Origin of the sequence: Stenotrophomonas sp. SMYL20, assembly GCF_036320045.1 — a bacterium.
GTDB classification, from domain to species: Bacteria; Pseudomonadota; Gammaproteobacteria; order Xanthomonadales; family Xanthomonadaceae; genus Stenotrophomonas; species Stenotrophomonas maltophilia_A.
Map to the genome: position 1 here is coordinate 42,866 of NZ_JAWIRT010000013.1, position 14,906 is coordinate 57,771.

The window sequence follows — 14,906 nt, forward strand, 5'->3', positions numbered from 1 at the left end:
TTTCTGACTGCGCGTAAAGCCCTGTGGCCCAACGTGCCCCGCCTTGCCATGGCGGGAGAAAAACAAGGCCCCTACCGGGGCCCTGTAGAATCTGGAGCGGGAAACGAGACTCGAACTCGCGACCTCAACCTTGGCAAGGTTGCGCTCTACCAACTGAGCTATTCCCGCAGATTCCGTTCGACCTGCGTCGAAGGAGCGCTATTGTGTCCAAATTCCTTCACGCCGTCAACAGTCTTCACACGATGCGGTCATGGGCGTCCGCACTGGGGTACGCTGCCCCGCCCAGCCCCGTGCGCCCATGTTCCTTCGCGGCAAGCCCCTGTTGATCGCCCTGCTTCTGCATCTGGTAGTAGCGCTGCTGTACTGGGCACTGATTCCGCTGGGAATGAACTGGTATCGCGACAGTTTCGGCTTCACCTCGCATCGCGACATCGGCCTTGGCATCGCCCAGTTCCATCTGTTCCATATGTTCCTCGGCGCCCAGCCACTGATTGCGGTGCTGCGGCCGCTGTTCGCCAAGCTGTTGGTGCTGGCGGTTCCGCTGACGTTCGCGACCTGGACGCTGATGCACAACCACCCGCTGCGCCTGCTGTACTTCACTGTCGGGCCTGGCCTGCTGGCGCTGGCCGCGATCGCCACATCGGTGTGCTATGCATCACGCAGCCGCCTGCCCGCTACCATGGACACCGCCGATGCCTAGACGTTACATCCGCCTGTTCTGGTTGCTGGTCGCGCTGACCTGGCTGGCGCTGATCGCCGCACTGGTCAATGCCGGCTTCACCCCGGACTACTGGTTGCTGCACCGCCTGGAAGGCGCCGAACTGCCCTACCCGACCAGCACTGTCATCGTGTTCGCGTTGCTGGGCACGGTAGAACTGGTCGTGGCCGCCTTGATCGTGCGGCCATGGAAACTGAAGCGACTGTGGCTGCGCCTGTTGATTGCCTTCGTTCTGCTGCTGGCGTGGTCGGTACCGTGGATGCTGTCGGCCATGCATCAGCCACCGGTGCACGGCATGCACCTGCTGTGGTTGCTGCTGCTGGACGTGGGACTGCTGCTGGCGCTGTGCGTGGTGTCGCTGGTCAGCGTCCTGGGACGCATTTCCGGCAGGAAGAAGACCCCGACTGCGGTTCCTTAAGGCGCTGGATCCGAGGGCTTCACCGCTTCATTTTCGGATCTCTTGCATGGATTGCGGCAGGCCGATGCAGGAAGTTGAGGATCCGCCAGCGACGAACGCCTGCATCGTGCCCCTGCCCATCGCATTCCGTGCTCCCCCTTCCTTCTGGCTGCTGGCATCACTCATCTGGCTACTGCTGGTTGCCGCGCTCATCCATGCCGGCTTCAAGCCAGACTACTGGCAACTGCGTCACACCGAGTCCGGGACACTGCCCTATCCCATCGGCTCGGTGATCACGTTCGCGCTGATCGTCCTCGTGGAAATGACAGCGCTGGGCCTGGCTGTGCAGCCATGGCGGTTCCGCCGCCTGTGGCTGCGGATCCTGATCAGCCTCATTCCATGGCTGGGGTGGAACGTCCTATGGGGCTTGGCTGCCATGCATCAATCCCCCGTGCGCGACGTCCACTCGAACTGGCTGCTCGGCATGAGCGCCATCCTGCTGCTGGCACTGCTCGTGGTTGTGCCGGCCTCACTCTGGCCTCGCCTGCGACGTTGGCTCGGGAACTGAGGCCCACGCCCTACTTCCGGAACTCCACCCGCACATGCTGGCCGAACCGCGCCTTGGCCGCGCCGTCGAACTCCAGCACGCACTCCACCACCTTGGCCACGCCACGCCCGGCGTCTTCAGGCAGGCGCGCCTGCGCGAACACCGGACTGATGCGCACCACGCGCGCGGGTGGCAGCGTGCCGGTGTTTTCGGCGCCATCGCTGTCCGGCACGACGGTGGCCTTCATGCCCACCTGCACGGCATCGGCATAGGCGGCGCTCAGTTCTGCACGCACCTGCAGCGGGCGTGCCGGCAGCAGCGAGATCGCCGGCTTGCCACCCTGCACGAATGCACCGAGGCCCGGCATCTGGCCGACCACGGTGCCGGCTTCCGGCGCGCTCAGCGACATCTGCTGCAGTTTCAGTCTGGCGTGTTCCAGCTTGTGCTGGGCCATGTCGACCTGCGCACCGGCCACATCGACATCGGCGCGCACACCTGCCAGCTGCTGCTTGGCCGCATCGGCCTGCTGGTTGGACGACACGCCTTCGCTGGCGCCGGTGGACAGACGGGTGGCGTTGCGCTCCAGTTCGCGCAACTGCGCCTGGCTGCCCTTCAGGCGGTCGTTGGCCAGGGCCAGATCGGCGGTGGCCATCGCCACTTCCTGCTGCAGCAGGGCGCCATCCAGCGACAGCAGCAACTGTCCCTTCTTCACCGTGGCACCCTCCTTCACCGGCGCGGCGGTGATCGAACCATCCACCGGCGGCGCCAGCGCGATCAGGCCACCCTCGACGTCGATGATGCCGCGCGCCACCGCGACCTTGCCGGCGGTGGCAGTGCCGGCTTTACCTGCAGGTGCTTGGGCAGGCGCGTCCTTGGAACAGGCGCCGAGCAGCAGCGCCGCGGACAGTACCAGGCTGAAGGGAAGCAGGTGCAACGTCTTGGTCATGGGGCGGACTCTACAGTTTCGTTCTGGCGGCGGTCATCACGGACCATGCCGTCTTCCATGGCGATCACCCGATCCGCATGCCGGATCAGGCGTGGATCGTGGCTCACGCACAGCACGGTGGCGCCATGCGCACGTGCGTAGCGATGCAGGATGTCGATCACGCGCTGGCCGTTCTCGGCGTCCAGCGCGCTGGTGGGTTCGTCGGCGAAGATCAGCGTCGGCGACTTGGCGAAGGCGCGCGCAACGGCCACGCGCTGCTTCTCACCACCGGACAGCTGCGCCGGTCGCATGTGGCTGCGGTGGCTGAGGCCCACCTCGTCCAATGCCTTGCGGGCCAGCGGTTCGCTTTCGCGATTGCTCATGCCGCGATAGCCCAGCGGCAGCTGCACCTGTTCCAGTGCGGTCAGTGCGGGGAACAGATTGAAGCCTTGGAACACGAAGCCGACATGGTGCAGGCGGAAGCGCTCCACTTCGCTGCGCGTCATGTGGCCCACATCCTGCCCGAGCGCGTGCACGCGGCCGCCATCGGGCGCAGACAACCCAGACAGCAACGACAGCAGCGTGCTCTTGCCGCAACCGGATGGGCCCGATACCAGGGTCAGTTCACCGGGATAGATGTCCAGTGACAGGCCACGCAGCACCGGCACCTGCACGTCGCCGGACATGAAACCCTTTTCCAGTGCGTCGGCCTGCAGGGTCGGGGCGACGGCGCGTTCGGAAGTCATCGGCCGGTCCTCAACGCAGCAGCAACGATGGATCGGAGCGGACGACACTGCGTACCGCCATGATGCTCGACAGCATGGCCATCACCGCGACCAGCGCCACGCAACCGATGATCACCATCGGTGTCAGCTGCACCGGCACGCGCTGGGTCTGTGCGATCAACAGCACGACGGTACTGAACGCCGCCGCCAGCAACATGCCCACGCCGCCGATCAACAGTGCCTGCTCGAACACCACCCGCGCCAGCGCATAGCGCCCGGCACCGAGTGCATTGAGCGTGGCGTACTCGCGCACCGAACCGGCCACCACCGAAGCAAACGACTGGTTGGTGATCACCGCGCCGACAAAGCAGACGATGACGGCCATGAACAACACTGCGATGCCGGCACCGGTATCGAACAGCCAGTATTGCTGCGAGCGGCTGGCGAACTCCGGTGCCGTCCAGAACTCGACCGGCGTGGCCTGCCCCATCGACGTGGCCAGGCGGTCACGCACGTCGTTTGCCAGGTCCGGCGAGCGCAGACCTGCCACGAAATAGGTGCTGCCCTCATGTGGGTCGGTACCGGCGATGGCGCGCGCGGTATCCAGCGAGGCCAGCACGTTGACGCCACCGAGGCCACGCAGGCCCGGTTGTGCCGCGACCACGCGCACCGCCTTGCCATTGATCCACGCACGGTTGTTCTGCAGGTCCACGCCCAGCGTATCCAGATCGGCGCTATCCACGATCACCGCACCGGGTTCGCGCAGCTGCGCGCGCAGGTCGGCGGGCAGGATGCGCGCGAACATCATCGCGTCGCCTTGGGTGGAGATGCCGGACAGATACACAGACACGTTACCGGTACCCTGCGCGCTGGAGCGCCATTCGCCATCGACCCACTCGTAGGGTTCGACGCGGGTGACATCCGGATCCATGCGCAGGTGGCTTTCCACATCCGCGCCGATTGCATGGCCGTAGTTCACGCTCTGGGTGCCGGGGAAACCGGCCCAGATATCGGCCGACGATGCCTTCACGTAGATCGCGGCGGTACCGAAGATGCCCAGCACCAGCGCCGCCTGCACGATCAGCAGCACGCCAGCGAAACACATCGCCAGCACTACCGGCAGGAACCGGCGCCACTCATAGGCCAGGGTCTTTCGGGCCAGCGCAATCATTGCGACGCGTCCTCGGCTTCGACCGGCAGCGGTGCGCCACCGAGGGCGCGGTACAGCGAAGCAAAAGCGAGCACGCGTGCGCCCTGCGCACCGATCAGATCAGCCTGCGAGGCGAGCGCGGCACGCTGCGTATCCAGTCCATCGAACTCGCTGGACAGGCCCAGCTGCACCTGCCGTGCCTGGCGCTTGACCTGCTGGCCGGCGGCATCATTGGCCGCACGCAGCGACTGGATGCTGCTGTCCTGGCGCGCCAGGCTGCCCAGCGCGCCCTCCACTTCGCTCACGCCTTCCAGTACCGCTTTGCGATAACCGAGCAACGCGGCATCCAACTGCTTTTCATCGGCATTGAAGCGTGCACGACGCTGGCCCCAATCCCACAGGGGGATATCGATGTACGGGCCGATCGAGGGACTGGAGTCGGAGTTGGAGCGGGCGTTCTGGGTGAGGTTGTACGCGTACAGGATGGAGCCACCGAGGCTGACCCGCGGATACATCGCAGCGCGTGCGGAGCCCTTGCTGGCCGCGGCCTGCATCACTTCAGATTCGGCCAGCAGAATCTGCGGGCGGTGGCGCAGCAGATCGGCCGGTACCTGCTGCAGGGAGAACGTGCCCAGCTTCGGCGGCGAGCGATAGGCGCGCCAAGCCGGATCCGGGCCATCACGGCCCAGCAACAATGCCAGCGCACGGGCGGCGTTGTCGGCGTTTTCCCGGGCTTGTGCGATGGCGGCGTGGGTGGCGGCCTGGCGTACACGCAGGCGATCAAGTTCGCCGGGCTCATCCAGGCGCAGGCGCTGGCGGACCAGGGCCAGGTGCTCGCTGCGGTCATCCACCGATTGCTGGCGGGCCAGCAGGTCCTGCTGGGCCTGTGCAACGGTCAGGTCCAGATAGCTGCGCACCACGTCGGCAATCACCGCCACCTGCGCGGCATTGCGCAGCGCCTCGGCATTGCCGGCCGAAGCCTGCGCGCTCAACTGCGCGCTCTCGGCGGCGCCGAACAGGCCCAAGTCCCAGATCGCTTCGATGCCGGCATGGAAGTAGGTATCGACGGCGGCGGCGTCCTGCACCTGCTTGGCGCTGGCCGAGATTTCCGGCAGGAAACGCGAGTCGGAAGTGCCTGCGACGATCCGAACGGCCTGCAGGCGCAGCGTAGCCTGCTGCAGGTCCAGGTTGCCGGCGATGGCCTGGTCGACCAGGCCATCCAGTGCCGGGTCGGACAGCACTTTCCACCACTGTCTGGCATCCACTGCCACGCCCTGGCCCTGCGGCACCTGGGTCCAGGTGCTGGGCGTGCGGTCAGGCAGGTCCGGAACAGGCACCGACATGCAACCGGCCAGGGCCAGGCTTGCCAACAACGCACCAGGGCGCAGCACTGCATGCAGGGAGAGTCCGTGCCCGGCCTTGGGCACTGCCACTGAAGTGATACGCCTGACCACCAGCCCGCCAACGTGTAGAAGGAGCATGAAGGCTACCGTGCGATTGTGGAGCGAACATGGAGAAATCGTCCGAAAAAGGTCACAGCACGCGTGCGGTTCAGGCAACGCCGACCCAGTCTTTCACTACGCTTTCAATGCGTTCCCGGCACGGAACACTGGACGACTTTCACAGCGTATTGCACATTGCGGCATTGTCTTGCTTCGATGCTGCCCGACCGTGAAACGCCCCCGCCGCTGGCTGCTGATTGGCTCGATCACGACAGCGACTGTCGGTGTGATCGTGCTCGTCCTGACCACCCCACTGGTCTCGAACGCCACGCTGCTACTGATGGAGCGCAGCAACTTCATTCCCGCCGAATCCTCGATCTTCACGTTCGAGCCGTATGCCATCAACCAGGGCTCGTCGAACTACTGGTTGTACGGGAAGGACCGGACCTACTACTACCACTTCACCTACGAAGATGACGCTCCCTACGTCTACATCCCGCAGGACAACCGCTGCCCCGGTTTCCACCGGCAGGATGCCCGGACCTGGTGCAGCGCCCTGTCCGGCAAGGCACGCTAGCGCGGCGGTGGTGCAACCGGTGTGACAAACGAAAAACGCCCCCTTGCGGGAGCGTTCTTCTTGAATCTGGAGCGGGAAACGAGACTCGAACTCGCGACCTCAACCTTGGCAAGGTTGCGCTCTACCAACTGAGCTATTCCCGCAGATTCCGTTCGACCTGCGTCGAAGGAGCGCTATTGTGTCGATATTGCTGCACGGCGTCAACAGGAATTTTCGCGTGCATTGTGGGGCGGCGTTCAGGCCCCCAGGACCGATACCTCAGGTTCGCAGGCCACGGCGATGGAAGTAGACCTGCTCGGCGATGCGCCGCGTGGTCGCCGTGTGCAGCAGTGCGTTAAGCGGCCAGTCGGCCTGCAGATGATCCATCGCCCAGCGCAGCAGGCGCTTGCCATGGAATGCCGGCGCCACCTGCCGCGCCACCCGTTCCGCTTCCGGCCCTTGCCCACGCAGATGGCGGGCAATCGCCTCGCCGACCGCCCAGCCGTGCCGCCACGAGGAGTGGATGCCCCCGGCGGACAATGGCGAGACGATGCCCGCCGCGTCGCCGGTCAGGATCAGCCGTTGGCCAGTGATCGGCCCATCCGGCCGGCCGCAAGGCACCAGGCCGGCACGGGTAGCCGAGGGGCGCGCCGAAAGCGGAATGCCGACCACATCGCGCACGTGCTCAAGGAAGCCATCAATATCAGGCGGGCGTACCTGATTGGGGTCATGGCGCAGCGCCAATCCCACCTGCAGGCCGGTTGGATTCTGCGCGACCCAGCCGATGTAGCCCGGTGCAAAGCGCTTGCTGACGAAGCAATGGAGTGCGTCACCCTGCGGCAATTGCAGGCCGGCGAACTCACGTTCGACGCCGTAGAGGTTGTCGCGCACCTGGCCAAGGCCAGTGCGCCGGGCCACGCGCGAACGTGCACCATCGGCACCGACCAGGTAGGCGCAGCGCCCTGCCCCTTCCACCTGCCAGCCGTCACCACTGCGATGGGCGTCGGTGAAGGACTGCTGCAGGCGAAGGTCGACACCGTTCGCGCGCAGCTCGCTGGCCAGCCAGCGCATCAGGTTCGGCGTATCGGTGGTGAGGAAGTAATAGCCCGGCGCAGCCAACAACACGCTGCGCAGATTCGGCGCATACAGCCGCACATTGGCAACGCGTTGCACCAGGTATTCGGGCATGCGCCCCAGCCAGGTCTGCTCCATCGCTTCCTTCACCACGATACCGGTGGTGTGCAGGCGCTCGCCGGGATCTGCCTTGCGTTCAAGCACGCAGACGCGCAGTCCATATTGGACAGCAGCCAATGCGCAGGCGGCACCAGCGAAACTGGCGCCGACGATGACCACGTCGTGGTCGTAGGCGGAGGATTGATGAGGCATCGCGGCGTCACCCTTGGAACGAAGGATGCAGCATCCAACCTTCATGTGGTGGGGCGATGGGGCGACGGTGAAGTGGCAATGAAGCGCGTTGGACGCAAACGAAAAACGCCCCCTTTCGGGAGCGTTTTTCTTGAATCTGGAGCGGGAAACGAGACTCGAACTCGCGACCTCAACCTTGGCAAGGTTGCGCTCTACCAACTGGTCTATTCCCTCCGGCATCGACCGATCTGCGTCGGAGGACTGGCACTGTTCCAAAGGCTGGCAGGCCCCTCCTCGTCGCCCGGAAATGTCCTGGTCACATTAGATTCGAACATGGGCATTTGCTGCGTCTTTTCGGACTATTTGTATGGCCCCTTTCCGCCCAGCATAGCAACGTACGACAAGCCATTCGGAATGAGCGCACTGCCAAGAGGCCGAGCAGATGCTTATTCAAAACTTCGAGACAGACGGATTTATCGATCAGCAGGACGATTGGTTTACAGGAAATTATTTCGGGTCGCTGCAGGAAGAATGACATGACTACGCTTGATGACATTGCCAAGGACCTTGGCAATACATTCCCCCATCACAAGGTATGTCTTTCACTCGATGATGTACCTCAAGATGTCGCATTGCCCAGAAGCTGGGAGAACTTCGGACTCAGGCCCGACGTCGCCCCGGTCTTTCCTGCTGGCTGGAGCTCATTCTCCAATGAATTCCCATCGACAATTGCACTGTTCAACGACTGCCTGCTGGGCACAGCACTGCTACTAGGTGGTGAAGTTGAATTGGCGTACATCTTTCACGACGGAGATGGTCTCTACTACTACGTAGGGGGAAAGCCCGTCGAAGGTGAAGCCAAAGAGACCTTCGAGTTCAAGCATCTGCCCAGAAGACTGCAGGACTTCTATCGCGAAGTGCACGACGGATATACCTTCTTTCCTGCGCGCTCCATGGGCCCGCAACGCCTTGGTGACCAGTCACGGGTCTCCGAACTGATCGATGAGGCAGACGACTCTTTTGCGGCAAGTTGGATCACCGTACTTTCGAATGGTGGCGGAGACTATGTCGCAGTGAACGCCGACAGCCATGGCGATTCAGATGGCCTGATCTGGTGGCACGAGAATCCTGCAACTCCAGAATTCGACATCGACGTCTTCAGAGTCATGGATGCATGGATGAAAATTTTTCTGGAGGACACCAAGCCTCGCGAACCAAGGGCCAAGTCTGGTGCGCGATGATGATCGACCGGCCTGACAGGCCGGATGTTGGGGCCCACCACATCGAGCAACTCTCAGACCCAGGTCGAAATCACCTCAGGGCACTTTGATGGCCCATAACGAAAAACGCCCCCTTGCGGGAGCGTTTCTCTTGAATCTGGAGCGGGAAACGAGACTCGAACTCGCGACCTCAACCTTGGCAAGGTTGCGCTCTACCAACTGAGCTATTCCCGCTTGGGAGGCGAAATTCTACCTGTTCTGGAAATGGCGTCAAGTGCTTTTTCCGGGACCTCACGAAGTCACCGAAATGTTGATTCCACGCATGGCGTGGATCTACCAAGGAGATGAACATCAACACCGAAATCCCTGGCATCTGGGTCTTCCACGGCGCAGGCGCGCGCTTCGCCGGAGGTGTCTTCGTCAGCCGGGAGTCGGGACTGACTTGGGCGGCCAAGCACTCCCTGACAGGCGTACTCACCCGCTATCCATTGAATGAAGGCGCGTACGACCAAGCACTGCGTTTGGGCACCTTCACGCCCAAGCGCCCAGAGCAACGCGAAGCCCTCTTCATCGGAGGGTTCACATGTGCATCAATGGAGCATGTACATGTCGAAGACGGCATACCCCAGTAGATCCACGCCATGCGTGGATAGGCGCATCGATGGGGTCAGAGCCCTTTCCTGCGGAAAGGGATCCGACCCCGGGGCTCAGTTGCCCAGCTTCTTCTGCCGTGCACGCTCGCGCGCAGCGCGCTCGTCATCGCGCAGGCTCGGCCAGGCGGCGTGCAGGTACTGCAGGCCCGACCACAGGGTCAGCACCGCGGCGATCGCCAGCGTCCAGTCGCCGATGTGGAACACCGGCCAGCCCATCCAGATGTCTTCCACCGGCACGTTCGGTGCCACCGAATACAGCAGGCAGAGCAGCGCGACCATCTGCGCCGTGGTCTTGACCTTGCCGATCATCGCCACGCGCACCTTGGCGCGCTGGCCCAGCTCGGCCATCCATTCGCGCAGCGCCGATACCGCGATCTCACGGCCGACGATGACTGCCGCCCAGAACGCCATCCACGGCGTCGGGTGACCCTGCACGATCAGGAACAGCGCCACCGCCACCATCAGCTTGTCCGCGACCGGGTCGAGGAAGGCGCCGAAGGCCGATTCCAGCTGGTAACGGCGTGCGATCCAGCCATCGAGCCAGTCGGTGATCGCGGCCAGGCCGAAGATCGCCGCCGAAGCGAAGTTGGTCCAGGTGTAGGGCAGGTAGAACACCAGCACCAGCACCGGGATCATCACGATCCGCAACAACGTCAGCCAGGTGGGCAGGGTCAACTTCATGCTTGCGTGCTTCTCTCTCTACTCGGCCGCATCAGGCGTGGCCAACCCGTGCAGGTTAGCGTAGATACGTGCCGCGAGGGCGTCATTGATGCCTTCCACCTTGGCGATTTCCGCTTCGCCAGCGGCTTTCAGGCCCACCAGGCCGCCGAAATGCTTGAGCAGGCTGGCGCGGCGGCGCGGCCCGATACCAGGGATGTCCTCCAGCTTGCTGGTCATCCGCGCCTTCTGGCGGCGGCCGCGGTGGCCGGTGATGGCGAAGCGGTGCGCCTCATCGCGCACCTGCTGGATGAACTGCAGCGCCGGATTTGCCGCGCCCGGGCGCAGCTCGCGGCCATCGGGCATCACCAGCGCTTCGTGGCCGGCGCGGCGTTCCACGCCCTTGGCCACGCCCACCAGCAACACGCCTTCCACGCCCAGGTCGGCCAGCGCGGCCTGGGCCTGGGCCAACTGGCCGGCGCCGCCGTCGATCAGCAGCACGTCCGGCAGCACGCCCTGCTCTTCCACTGCACGGCGGAAGCGGCGGTCGATGGCCTGGCGCATGGCGGCGTAGTCGTCGCCCGGCTCGATGCCGCTGATGTTGAAGCGGCGGTACTGCGCGCGCACCGGACCGGCGGCGTCGAACACCACGCATGAGGCCACGGTGGCCTCACCCATGGTATGGCTGATATCGAAACATTCAACACGCTTGACCGGCTCGGCCAGGCCCAGCATGTCGCGCAGCGCGTCGCTGCGCGCGTGCTGCGCGTTGCGGCTGTTGAGTTCGGTCGCCAGGGTCAGCTGCGCGTTGCGGCTGGCCAGTTCCACATAGCCGGCGCGTTCGCCGCGCACGTTCCACTTCAGCTGCACCTTGCGCTCGGCCGAGGCTGACAGCGCGGCCACCAGCAGGTCGGCATCGGGAATCTCGCGATCCAGCAGGATCTCGCGCGGCGGCTCGAATTCGATGTAGTACTGCGAGACGAACGCGGCCAGCACTTCCTCCGGGCTTTCTTCACCGTTGGTGCGTGGGAAGAACGGGCGGGTACCGAGGTTGCGGCCATCGCGGAAAGCCAGCAGCAGCACGCAGGCCTGCGAACCCTGCATGGCCACCGCCAGCACATCCAGATCGGCGGCACGGCCATCCACGTACTGGCGGGTCTGCATGCTGCGCAGCGAGGAGATCAGGTCGCGCAGGCGCGCGGCCTGCTCGAACTCCAGTGCCTCGCTGGCGGCCTGCATCTGCTCGCCCAGTTCGCGAATCAGCTCGTCGCTCTTGCCTTCCAGGAACAGTGCGGCGCGACGCACCGATTCGGCGTAGTCCGGCGCCGGCACCAGCTCCACGCAGGGCGCGCTGCAGCGACCGATCTGGTACTGCAGGCACGGCCGCGAGCGGTTGCGGAACACGCTGTCCTCGCAGCTGCGCAGCTTGAACAGCTTGTGCATCAGGTTCAGCGTTTCGCGCACGGCGGTAACGCCGGGATACGGCCCGAAGTAGCGGCCGGGAATGGCGCGCGGACCGCGATGCAGCGCGATGCGCGGCCAGTCCTCTCGGGTCAGCAGCACGTGCGGATAGGTCTTGTCGTCGCGCAACGAGACGTTGTAACGCGGCGACAGTGATTTGATCAGCTGGTTTTCCAGCAGCAGCGCCTCGGCTTCCGAGCGCGTCACGGTCACGTCCATGCGCGCGATCTGCGAGATCATCGACATGATCCGCGCGTTCTTCGGGCTGCCGTTGAAATAGCTGCCGACACGGTTGCGCAGCGCGCGCGCCTTGCCCACGTACAGCAACGTGTCGTCGGCGGCGTACATGCGGTACACGCCAGGGGCGGTACTGAGCTGGGCCGCGAAGGCCTTGCCGTCGAAGGCCGGGGCGGGAACGTCGGTCATTCGCTGATCGGCACTTCGCTGAGCACGCCGCTGTCGGGGTCGAATCGCAGCACGGCATGGGCGTCGGTCTCGGCGATCCACACCGCACCGGCGCCTACCGCCAACCCCGCCGGGCCATGCAGGCGTCGTGGCAACGGCTGGGTGGTCAGTTCGCCACCGCCCAGGCGCAGCGTGCGCAGGCGGCCGTTGCCGGTATCGGCAATCCACAACAGCGGCGCATCCGGACTCAGCGCGATGGCCTGTGGGAACTGCAGGCTGGCGTCCGAACGCGGACCGTCTTCGCAGCCGAAGCGCCACGGCCCCTGCCCGACCAAGGTCTGCACCAGATCGCCGCGCAACTGCAGCGCGCGGATCGAGGAACCCAGCGCATCGGCCACGTACAGCACCTGCTGCACCACGGCCAGCGCAGTCGGCTGGGCAAAGGCAGCCAGATGCCCGCTACCATCACGCTCGTCGATGGAACCACTGCCCGCGCGCCATTGCAGGCTGCGCTGGCCCAGGTGGTAGCTCCAGATGCGGTTGTCGCCAGCCATGGCGATGTGCAGCTGGTTGTCGGCAATGGCCAGGCCGACAGGATGGTCCAGCGCAACCTGCCGCGCCTGCGCGACCGGGCCTTCCATCGGTGCACCGGGACGGCCGTTGCCGCACAGGGTATCGACGATCCCAGTCAGCAGGTTGATACGACGCACCGCGTGGTTGCCGGTGTCGGCGACGTACAGCGAATCGCGCTCCAGCACCAGCGCCTGCGGGCGGTGGAACGCGGCTTCGGCGAGGTTGCCGTCCATGAAATCGGCGGTGCCCAGCCCGAACTGGCGAAGGATGCGGCCACCATGGCTGCATTCGAGGATGCGGTGATGGCCGCTGTCGGCGATGTACAGGCGTTCGGTACTGACTGTCAGGCCCAGCGGGAAGCGCAGCGCCTGGCGGGGTTCCGGGTGCAGTTCGCTACCGCCACGCGGCGGCGCCGACGGTGCGCCTTCGCACAGCGCGTTCAAGGCACGCTCCAGCTCACCGGGGGCGCCCTGCCCGACCAGCCGTTGCTGTTCGCGGCCCTGCGCATCCAGCAGCACCAGGGTCGGCCAGGCGGTGATGCCGAAGCGGCGCCAGCCATCCCAGTCGGCATCAAGCAGCACCGGCATCGTCAGGCCCTGGCGACGCAGCAGCTTCAATGCGGCGCCGGCCTCGCGTTCGAAATCGAAGCGCGGCACCTGCAGCACCAGCGGCTGCAGCTTGCCGGGGTGGCGCGACAGCCATTGGCCGAACTCGGCCAGGCGTTGCGCGCTCCAGGCGGAGGCGGCGTTGACGAACAACAGCGCCACCGGCCGACCGCGCAGTTCGGTCAGGGTGCAGGGGGTGGCGTTGAGCCAGGTGGCGAACTCGGGCAGGTCCGGGACGGGCTGGACGTTCATGGCCCGATTATGCCGGAGTCGGCGTCATGCAACAGTCGTGCCACGGCACGTTTTGCAGCATCGTCGACCAATGTCCAGACCTGTTCGAAATGCTCACTGCCGCCGGTGTACGGGTCCGGGATCGCACCCCTGCCCTGCCCGCCGGACCACGGCAGGTACAGCGCCAGGCGTTCGCGCTGGGCGGGTGTGGCCAGGCGACCCGCATCGCGCAGGTTGGCCTCATCGGCGCACAGGATCCAGTCGAAGCGGTCGAAATCCGCGACCTGCAGCTGGCGCGCGCGCAGGCCGCCGATGTCCACGCCATGCCCGGCCGCGCAGGCGATCGCTCGCCGGTCCGGTGGCTCGCCCACATGCCAGTCGCCGGTGCCGGCCGAATCGACCTGCACCCGACCAGCCAGCGGCGAAGCGTCCAGGCGCGCGCGCAGCGCACCTTCGGCCATCGGCGAACGGCAGATGTTGCCGAGGCAGACGACCAGCAGCTTCATCGGGCAGCCAGCGTCTGCAGCAATGCTTCGGCGCGTTCCAGGTCCTCGGGCGTGTCGATGCCCGGCGGGAACGGTTCGGGCGAGATCGCCACGCTGATCGGGAAACCCGCTTCCAGCACGCGCAGCTGTTCCAGCGATTCGACCTGCTCCAGCTGGCCCGGCGGCATCGCCGCAAACTGCTGCAGGAAACCGGCGCGATAGCCGTAGATGCCGATGTGGCGCAGCCAGTTGTGACCGGCCGGCAGCGTGTCACGGCTGCGTGCAAAGCCATCGCGGTGCCAGGCGATCGGGGCGCGGCTGAAGTACATCGCCTCGTTGCGCACGTTGCGCACGAGCTTCACCACGTTCGGGTCGAACAGGGTATGCGCGTCTTCGACGGTCGTGGCGAGGGTCGACATCGGCGCATTGCCTTCAACCAGTGCCTGGGCCACCGAGCGGATACCCGCCGCCGGTGCGAACGGCTCGTCGCCCTGCAGGTTGACCACGACGGTGTCATCGGCCCAGCCGGCGATGCGCGCGCACTCGGCCAGGCGGTCGGTACCGGAGGCATGCGAGGTGGCGGTCATCGCCACCTTCACTTCGGCCAGGCCGGACAGTGCGTCGGCAATGCGTTGATCGTCGGTAGCGACCCAGACCTCGCCGGCACCGGCCTGCAGCGCGCGACGCGCCACGTGCAGCACCAGCGGCTCACCGCCCAGCGGGCGCAGCGGCTTGCCCGGCAGCCGCGAGGCGGCATAGCGGGCCGGGATGGCGACGACGAATTCGGTCAT

The 14,906-nt window shown here is 65.3% G+C and carries 16 protein-coding genes and 3 tRNA genes; 6 read left to right on the forward strand and 13 right to left on the reverse strand.

The features are described from left to right. Positions 1 to 92: 92 nt before the first annotated feature. Positions 93 to 168: transfer RNA gene (locus tag V3B48_RS11620), tRNA-Gly, on the reverse strand. 130 nt (positions 169 to 298) lie between these two features. Here V3B48_RS11620 and V3B48_RS11625 point away from each other — a divergent pair. From V3B48_RS11625 to V3B48_RS11635, 3 genes are all read left to right on the forward strand, one after another. After that, on the forward strand, positions 299 to 700 hold the full coding sequence (locus tag V3B48_RS11625) for a hypothetical protein (protein ID WP_329893775.1): 402 nt from the start codon (positions 299 to 301) through the stop codon (positions 698 to 700). Then, complete coding sequence (locus V3B48_RS11630) at positions 693 to 1,136, forward strand: hypothetical protein (RefSeq protein WP_049423211.1); 444 nt, start codon at positions 693 to 695, stop codon at positions 1,134 to 1,136. The genes V3B48_RS11625 and V3B48_RS11630 overlap by 8 nt, the downstream gene beginning before the upstream one ends. Before the next feature lie 64 nt (positions 1,137 to 1,200). Beyond that, complete coding sequence (locus V3B48_RS11635; protein ID WP_223224653.1) at positions 1,201 to 1,683, forward strand: hypothetical protein; 483 nt, start codon at positions 1,201 to 1,203, stop codon at positions 1,681 to 1,683. 10 nt (positions 1,684 to 1,693) lie between these two features. Here the strand turns inward: V3B48_RS11635 and V3B48_RS11640 are convergent, their stop codons facing one another. From V3B48_RS11640 to V3B48_RS11655, 4 genes are read right to left on the reverse strand one after another with little or no spacing between them, the layout of a single operon-like run. After that, a complete protein-coding gene (locus V3B48_RS11640) occupies positions 1,694 to 2,608 on the reverse strand; it encodes an HlyD family efflux transporter periplasmic adaptor subunit (protein ID WP_329893776.1) in 915 nt (304 codons plus the stop codon). Then, a complete protein-coding gene (locus V3B48_RS11645) occupies positions 2,605 to 3,333 on the reverse strand; it encodes an ABC transporter ATP-binding protein (RefSeq protein WP_201118674.1) in 729 nt (242 codons plus the stop codon). The genes V3B48_RS11640 and V3B48_RS11645 overlap by 4 nt, the downstream gene beginning before the upstream one ends. A gap of 10 nt (positions 3,334 to 3,343) precedes the next feature. Further along, a complete protein-coding gene (locus tag V3B48_RS11650; RefSeq protein WP_329893777.1) occupies positions 3,344 to 4,483 on the reverse strand; it encodes an ABC transporter permease in 1,140 nt (379 codons plus the stop codon). Next, positions 4,480 to 5,943 carry an efflux transporter outer membrane subunit gene (locus tag V3B48_RS11655; RefSeq protein WP_329893778.1) on the reverse strand — a complete coding sequence of 488 codons (1,464 nt, stop codon included), beginning with the start codon at positions 5,941 to 5,943 and terminating at the stop codon, positions 4,480 to 4,482. Before V3B48_RS11655 ends, V3B48_RS11650 begins: the two co-directional genes overlap by 4 nt. A gap of 190 nt (positions 5,944 to 6,133) precedes the next feature. Here V3B48_RS11655 and V3B48_RS11660 point away from each other — a divergent pair, with 190 nt between their 5' ends. Beyond that, on the forward strand, positions 6,134 to 6,481 hold the full coding sequence (locus V3B48_RS11660; RefSeq protein ID WP_329893779.1) for a hypothetical protein: 348 nt from the start codon (positions 6,134 to 6,136) through the stop codon (positions 6,479 to 6,481). Between the two features lie 67 nt (positions 6,482 to 6,548). Here V3B48_RS11660 and V3B48_RS11665 read toward each other — a convergent pair. Both V3B48_RS11665 and V3B48_RS11670 read right to left on the reverse strand, forming a co-directional pair. Continuing rightward, a tRNA-Gly gene (locus V3B48_RS11665) sits at positions 6,549 to 6,624 on the reverse strand. Positions 6,625 to 6,739: 115 nt separating this feature from the next. Continuing rightward, positions 6,740 to 7,846: an NAD(P)/FAD-dependent oxidoreductase gene (locus V3B48_RS11670; protein ID WP_329893780.1), complete on the reverse strand. Its 1,107-nt coding sequence runs from the start codon at positions 7,844 to 7,846 to the stop codon at positions 6,740 to 6,742. A gap of 515 nt (positions 7,847 to 8,361) precedes the next feature. Here V3B48_RS11670 and V3B48_RS11675 point away from each other — a divergent pair. Beyond that, positions 8,362 to 9,066: a hypothetical protein gene (locus V3B48_RS11675; protein WP_329893781.1), complete on the forward strand. Its 705-nt coding sequence runs from the start codon at positions 8,362 to 8,364 to the stop codon at positions 9,064 to 9,066. A 137-nt stretch (positions 9,067 to 9,203) separates the two neighbouring features. Here V3B48_RS11675 and V3B48_RS11680 read toward each other — a convergent pair. After that, positions 9,204 to 9,279, reverse strand: a tRNA-Gly gene (locus V3B48_RS11680). Positions 9,280 to 9,389: 110 nt separating this feature from the next. Here V3B48_RS11680 and V3B48_RS11685 point away from each other — a divergent pair. Then, positions 9,390 to 9,677: a hypothetical protein gene (locus V3B48_RS11685; protein ID WP_201118657.1), complete on the forward strand. Its 288-nt coding sequence runs from the start codon at positions 9,390 to 9,392 to the stop codon at positions 9,675 to 9,677. Positions 9,678 to 9,752: 75 nt separating this feature from the next. Here the strand turns inward: V3B48_RS11685 and pgsA are convergent, their stop codons facing one another. From pgsA to kdsB, 5 genes are read right to left on the reverse strand one after another with little or no spacing between them, the layout of a single operon-like run. Then, positions 9,753 to 10,379 (reverse strand): CDP-diacylglycerol--glycerol-3-phosphate 3-phosphatidyltransferase, encoded by a 627-nt coding sequence (gene pgsA / locus V3B48_RS11690; protein ID WP_012510614.1) that lies wholly within the window; start codon positions 10,377 to 10,379, stop codon positions 9,753 to 9,755. Between the two features lie 18 nt (positions 10,380 to 10,397). Beyond that, a complete protein-coding gene (gene uvrC / locus V3B48_RS11695; RefSeq protein ID WP_329893782.1) occupies positions 10,398 to 12,242 on the reverse strand; it encodes an excinuclease ABC subunit UvrC in 1,845 nt (614 codons plus the stop codon). Continuing rightward, positions 12,239 to 13,651: a hypothetical protein gene (locus V3B48_RS11700; protein WP_121503786.1), complete on the reverse strand. Its 1,413-nt coding sequence runs from the start codon at positions 13,649 to 13,651 to the stop codon at positions 12,239 to 12,241. Before V3B48_RS11700 ends, uvrC begins: the two co-directional genes overlap by 4 nt. Next, a complete protein-coding gene (locus V3B48_RS11705) occupies positions 13,648 to 14,136 on the reverse strand; it encodes a low molecular weight protein-tyrosine-phosphatase (protein WP_032128907.1) in 489 nt (162 codons plus the stop codon). Before V3B48_RS11705 ends, V3B48_RS11700 begins: the two co-directional genes overlap by 4 nt. Next, positions 14,133 to 14,906, reverse strand: coding sequence for a 3-deoxy-manno-octulosonate cytidylyltransferase (gene kdsB, locus V3B48_RS11710; RefSeq protein ID WP_329893783.1), 774 nt, complete (start codon positions 14,904 to 14,906; stop codon positions 14,133 to 14,135). Before kdsB ends, V3B48_RS11705 begins: the two co-directional genes overlap by 4 nt.

Coding starts and splice junctions, on each gene's coding strand:
- V3B48_RS11655 (WP_329893778.1), bottom strand. CDS start 5,943: ATGCTCCTTCTACACGTTGGCGGGCTGGTGGTCAGGCGTATCACTTCA.
- uvrC (WP_329893782.1), bottom strand. CDS start 12,242: ATGACCGACGTTCCCGCCCCGGCCTTCGACGGCAAGGCCTTCGCGGCC.
- V3B48_RS11640 (WP_329893776.1), bottom strand. CDS start 2,608: ATGACCAAGACGTTGCACCTGCTTCCCTTCAGCCTGGTACTGTCCGCG.
- V3B48_RS11635 (WP_223224653.1), top strand. CDS start 1,201: ATGCAGGAAGTTGAGGATCCGCCAGCGACGAACGCCTGCATCGTGCCC.
- V3B48_RS11630 (WP_049423211.1), top strand. CDS start 693: ATGCCTAGACGTTACATCCGCCTGTTCTGGTTGCTGGTCGCGCTGACC.
- V3B48_RS11700 (WP_121503786.1), bottom strand. CDS start 13,651: ATGAACGTCCAGCCCGTCCCGGACCTGCCCGAGTTCGCCACCTGGCTC.
- pgsA (WP_012510614.1), bottom strand. CDS start 10,379: ATGAAGTTGACCCTGCCCACCTGGCTGACGTTGTTGCGGATCGTGATG.
- V3B48_RS11675 (WP_329893781.1), top strand. CDS start 8,362: ATGACTACGCTTGATGACATTGCCAAGGACCTTGGCAATACATTCCCC.
- V3B48_RS11645 (WP_201118674.1), bottom strand. CDS start 3,333: ATGACTTCCGAACGCGCCGTCGCCCCGACCCTGCAGGCCGACGCACTG.
- V3B48_RS11650 (WP_329893777.1), bottom strand. CDS start 4,483: ATGATTGCGCTGGCCCGAAAGACCCTGGCCTATGAGTGGCGCCGGTTC.
- V3B48_RS11625 (WP_329893775.1), top strand. CDS start 299: ATGTTCCTTCGCGGCAAGCCCCTGTTGATCGCCCTGCTTCTGCATCTG.
- V3B48_RS11705 (WP_032128907.1), bottom strand. CDS start 14,136: ATGAAGCTGCTGGTCGTCTGCCTCGGCAACATCTGCCGTTCGCCGATG.
- V3B48_RS11685 (WP_201118657.1), top strand. CDS start 9,390: ATGAACATCAACACCGAAATCCCTGGCATCTGGGTCTTCCACGGCGCA.
- kdsB (WP_329893783.1), bottom strand. CDS start 14,906: ATGACCGAATTCGTCGTCGCCATCCCGGCCCGCTATGCCGCCTCGCGG.
- V3B48_RS11670 (WP_329893780.1), bottom strand. CDS start 7,846: ATGCCTCATCAATCCTCCGCCTACGACCACGACGTGGTCATCGTCGGC.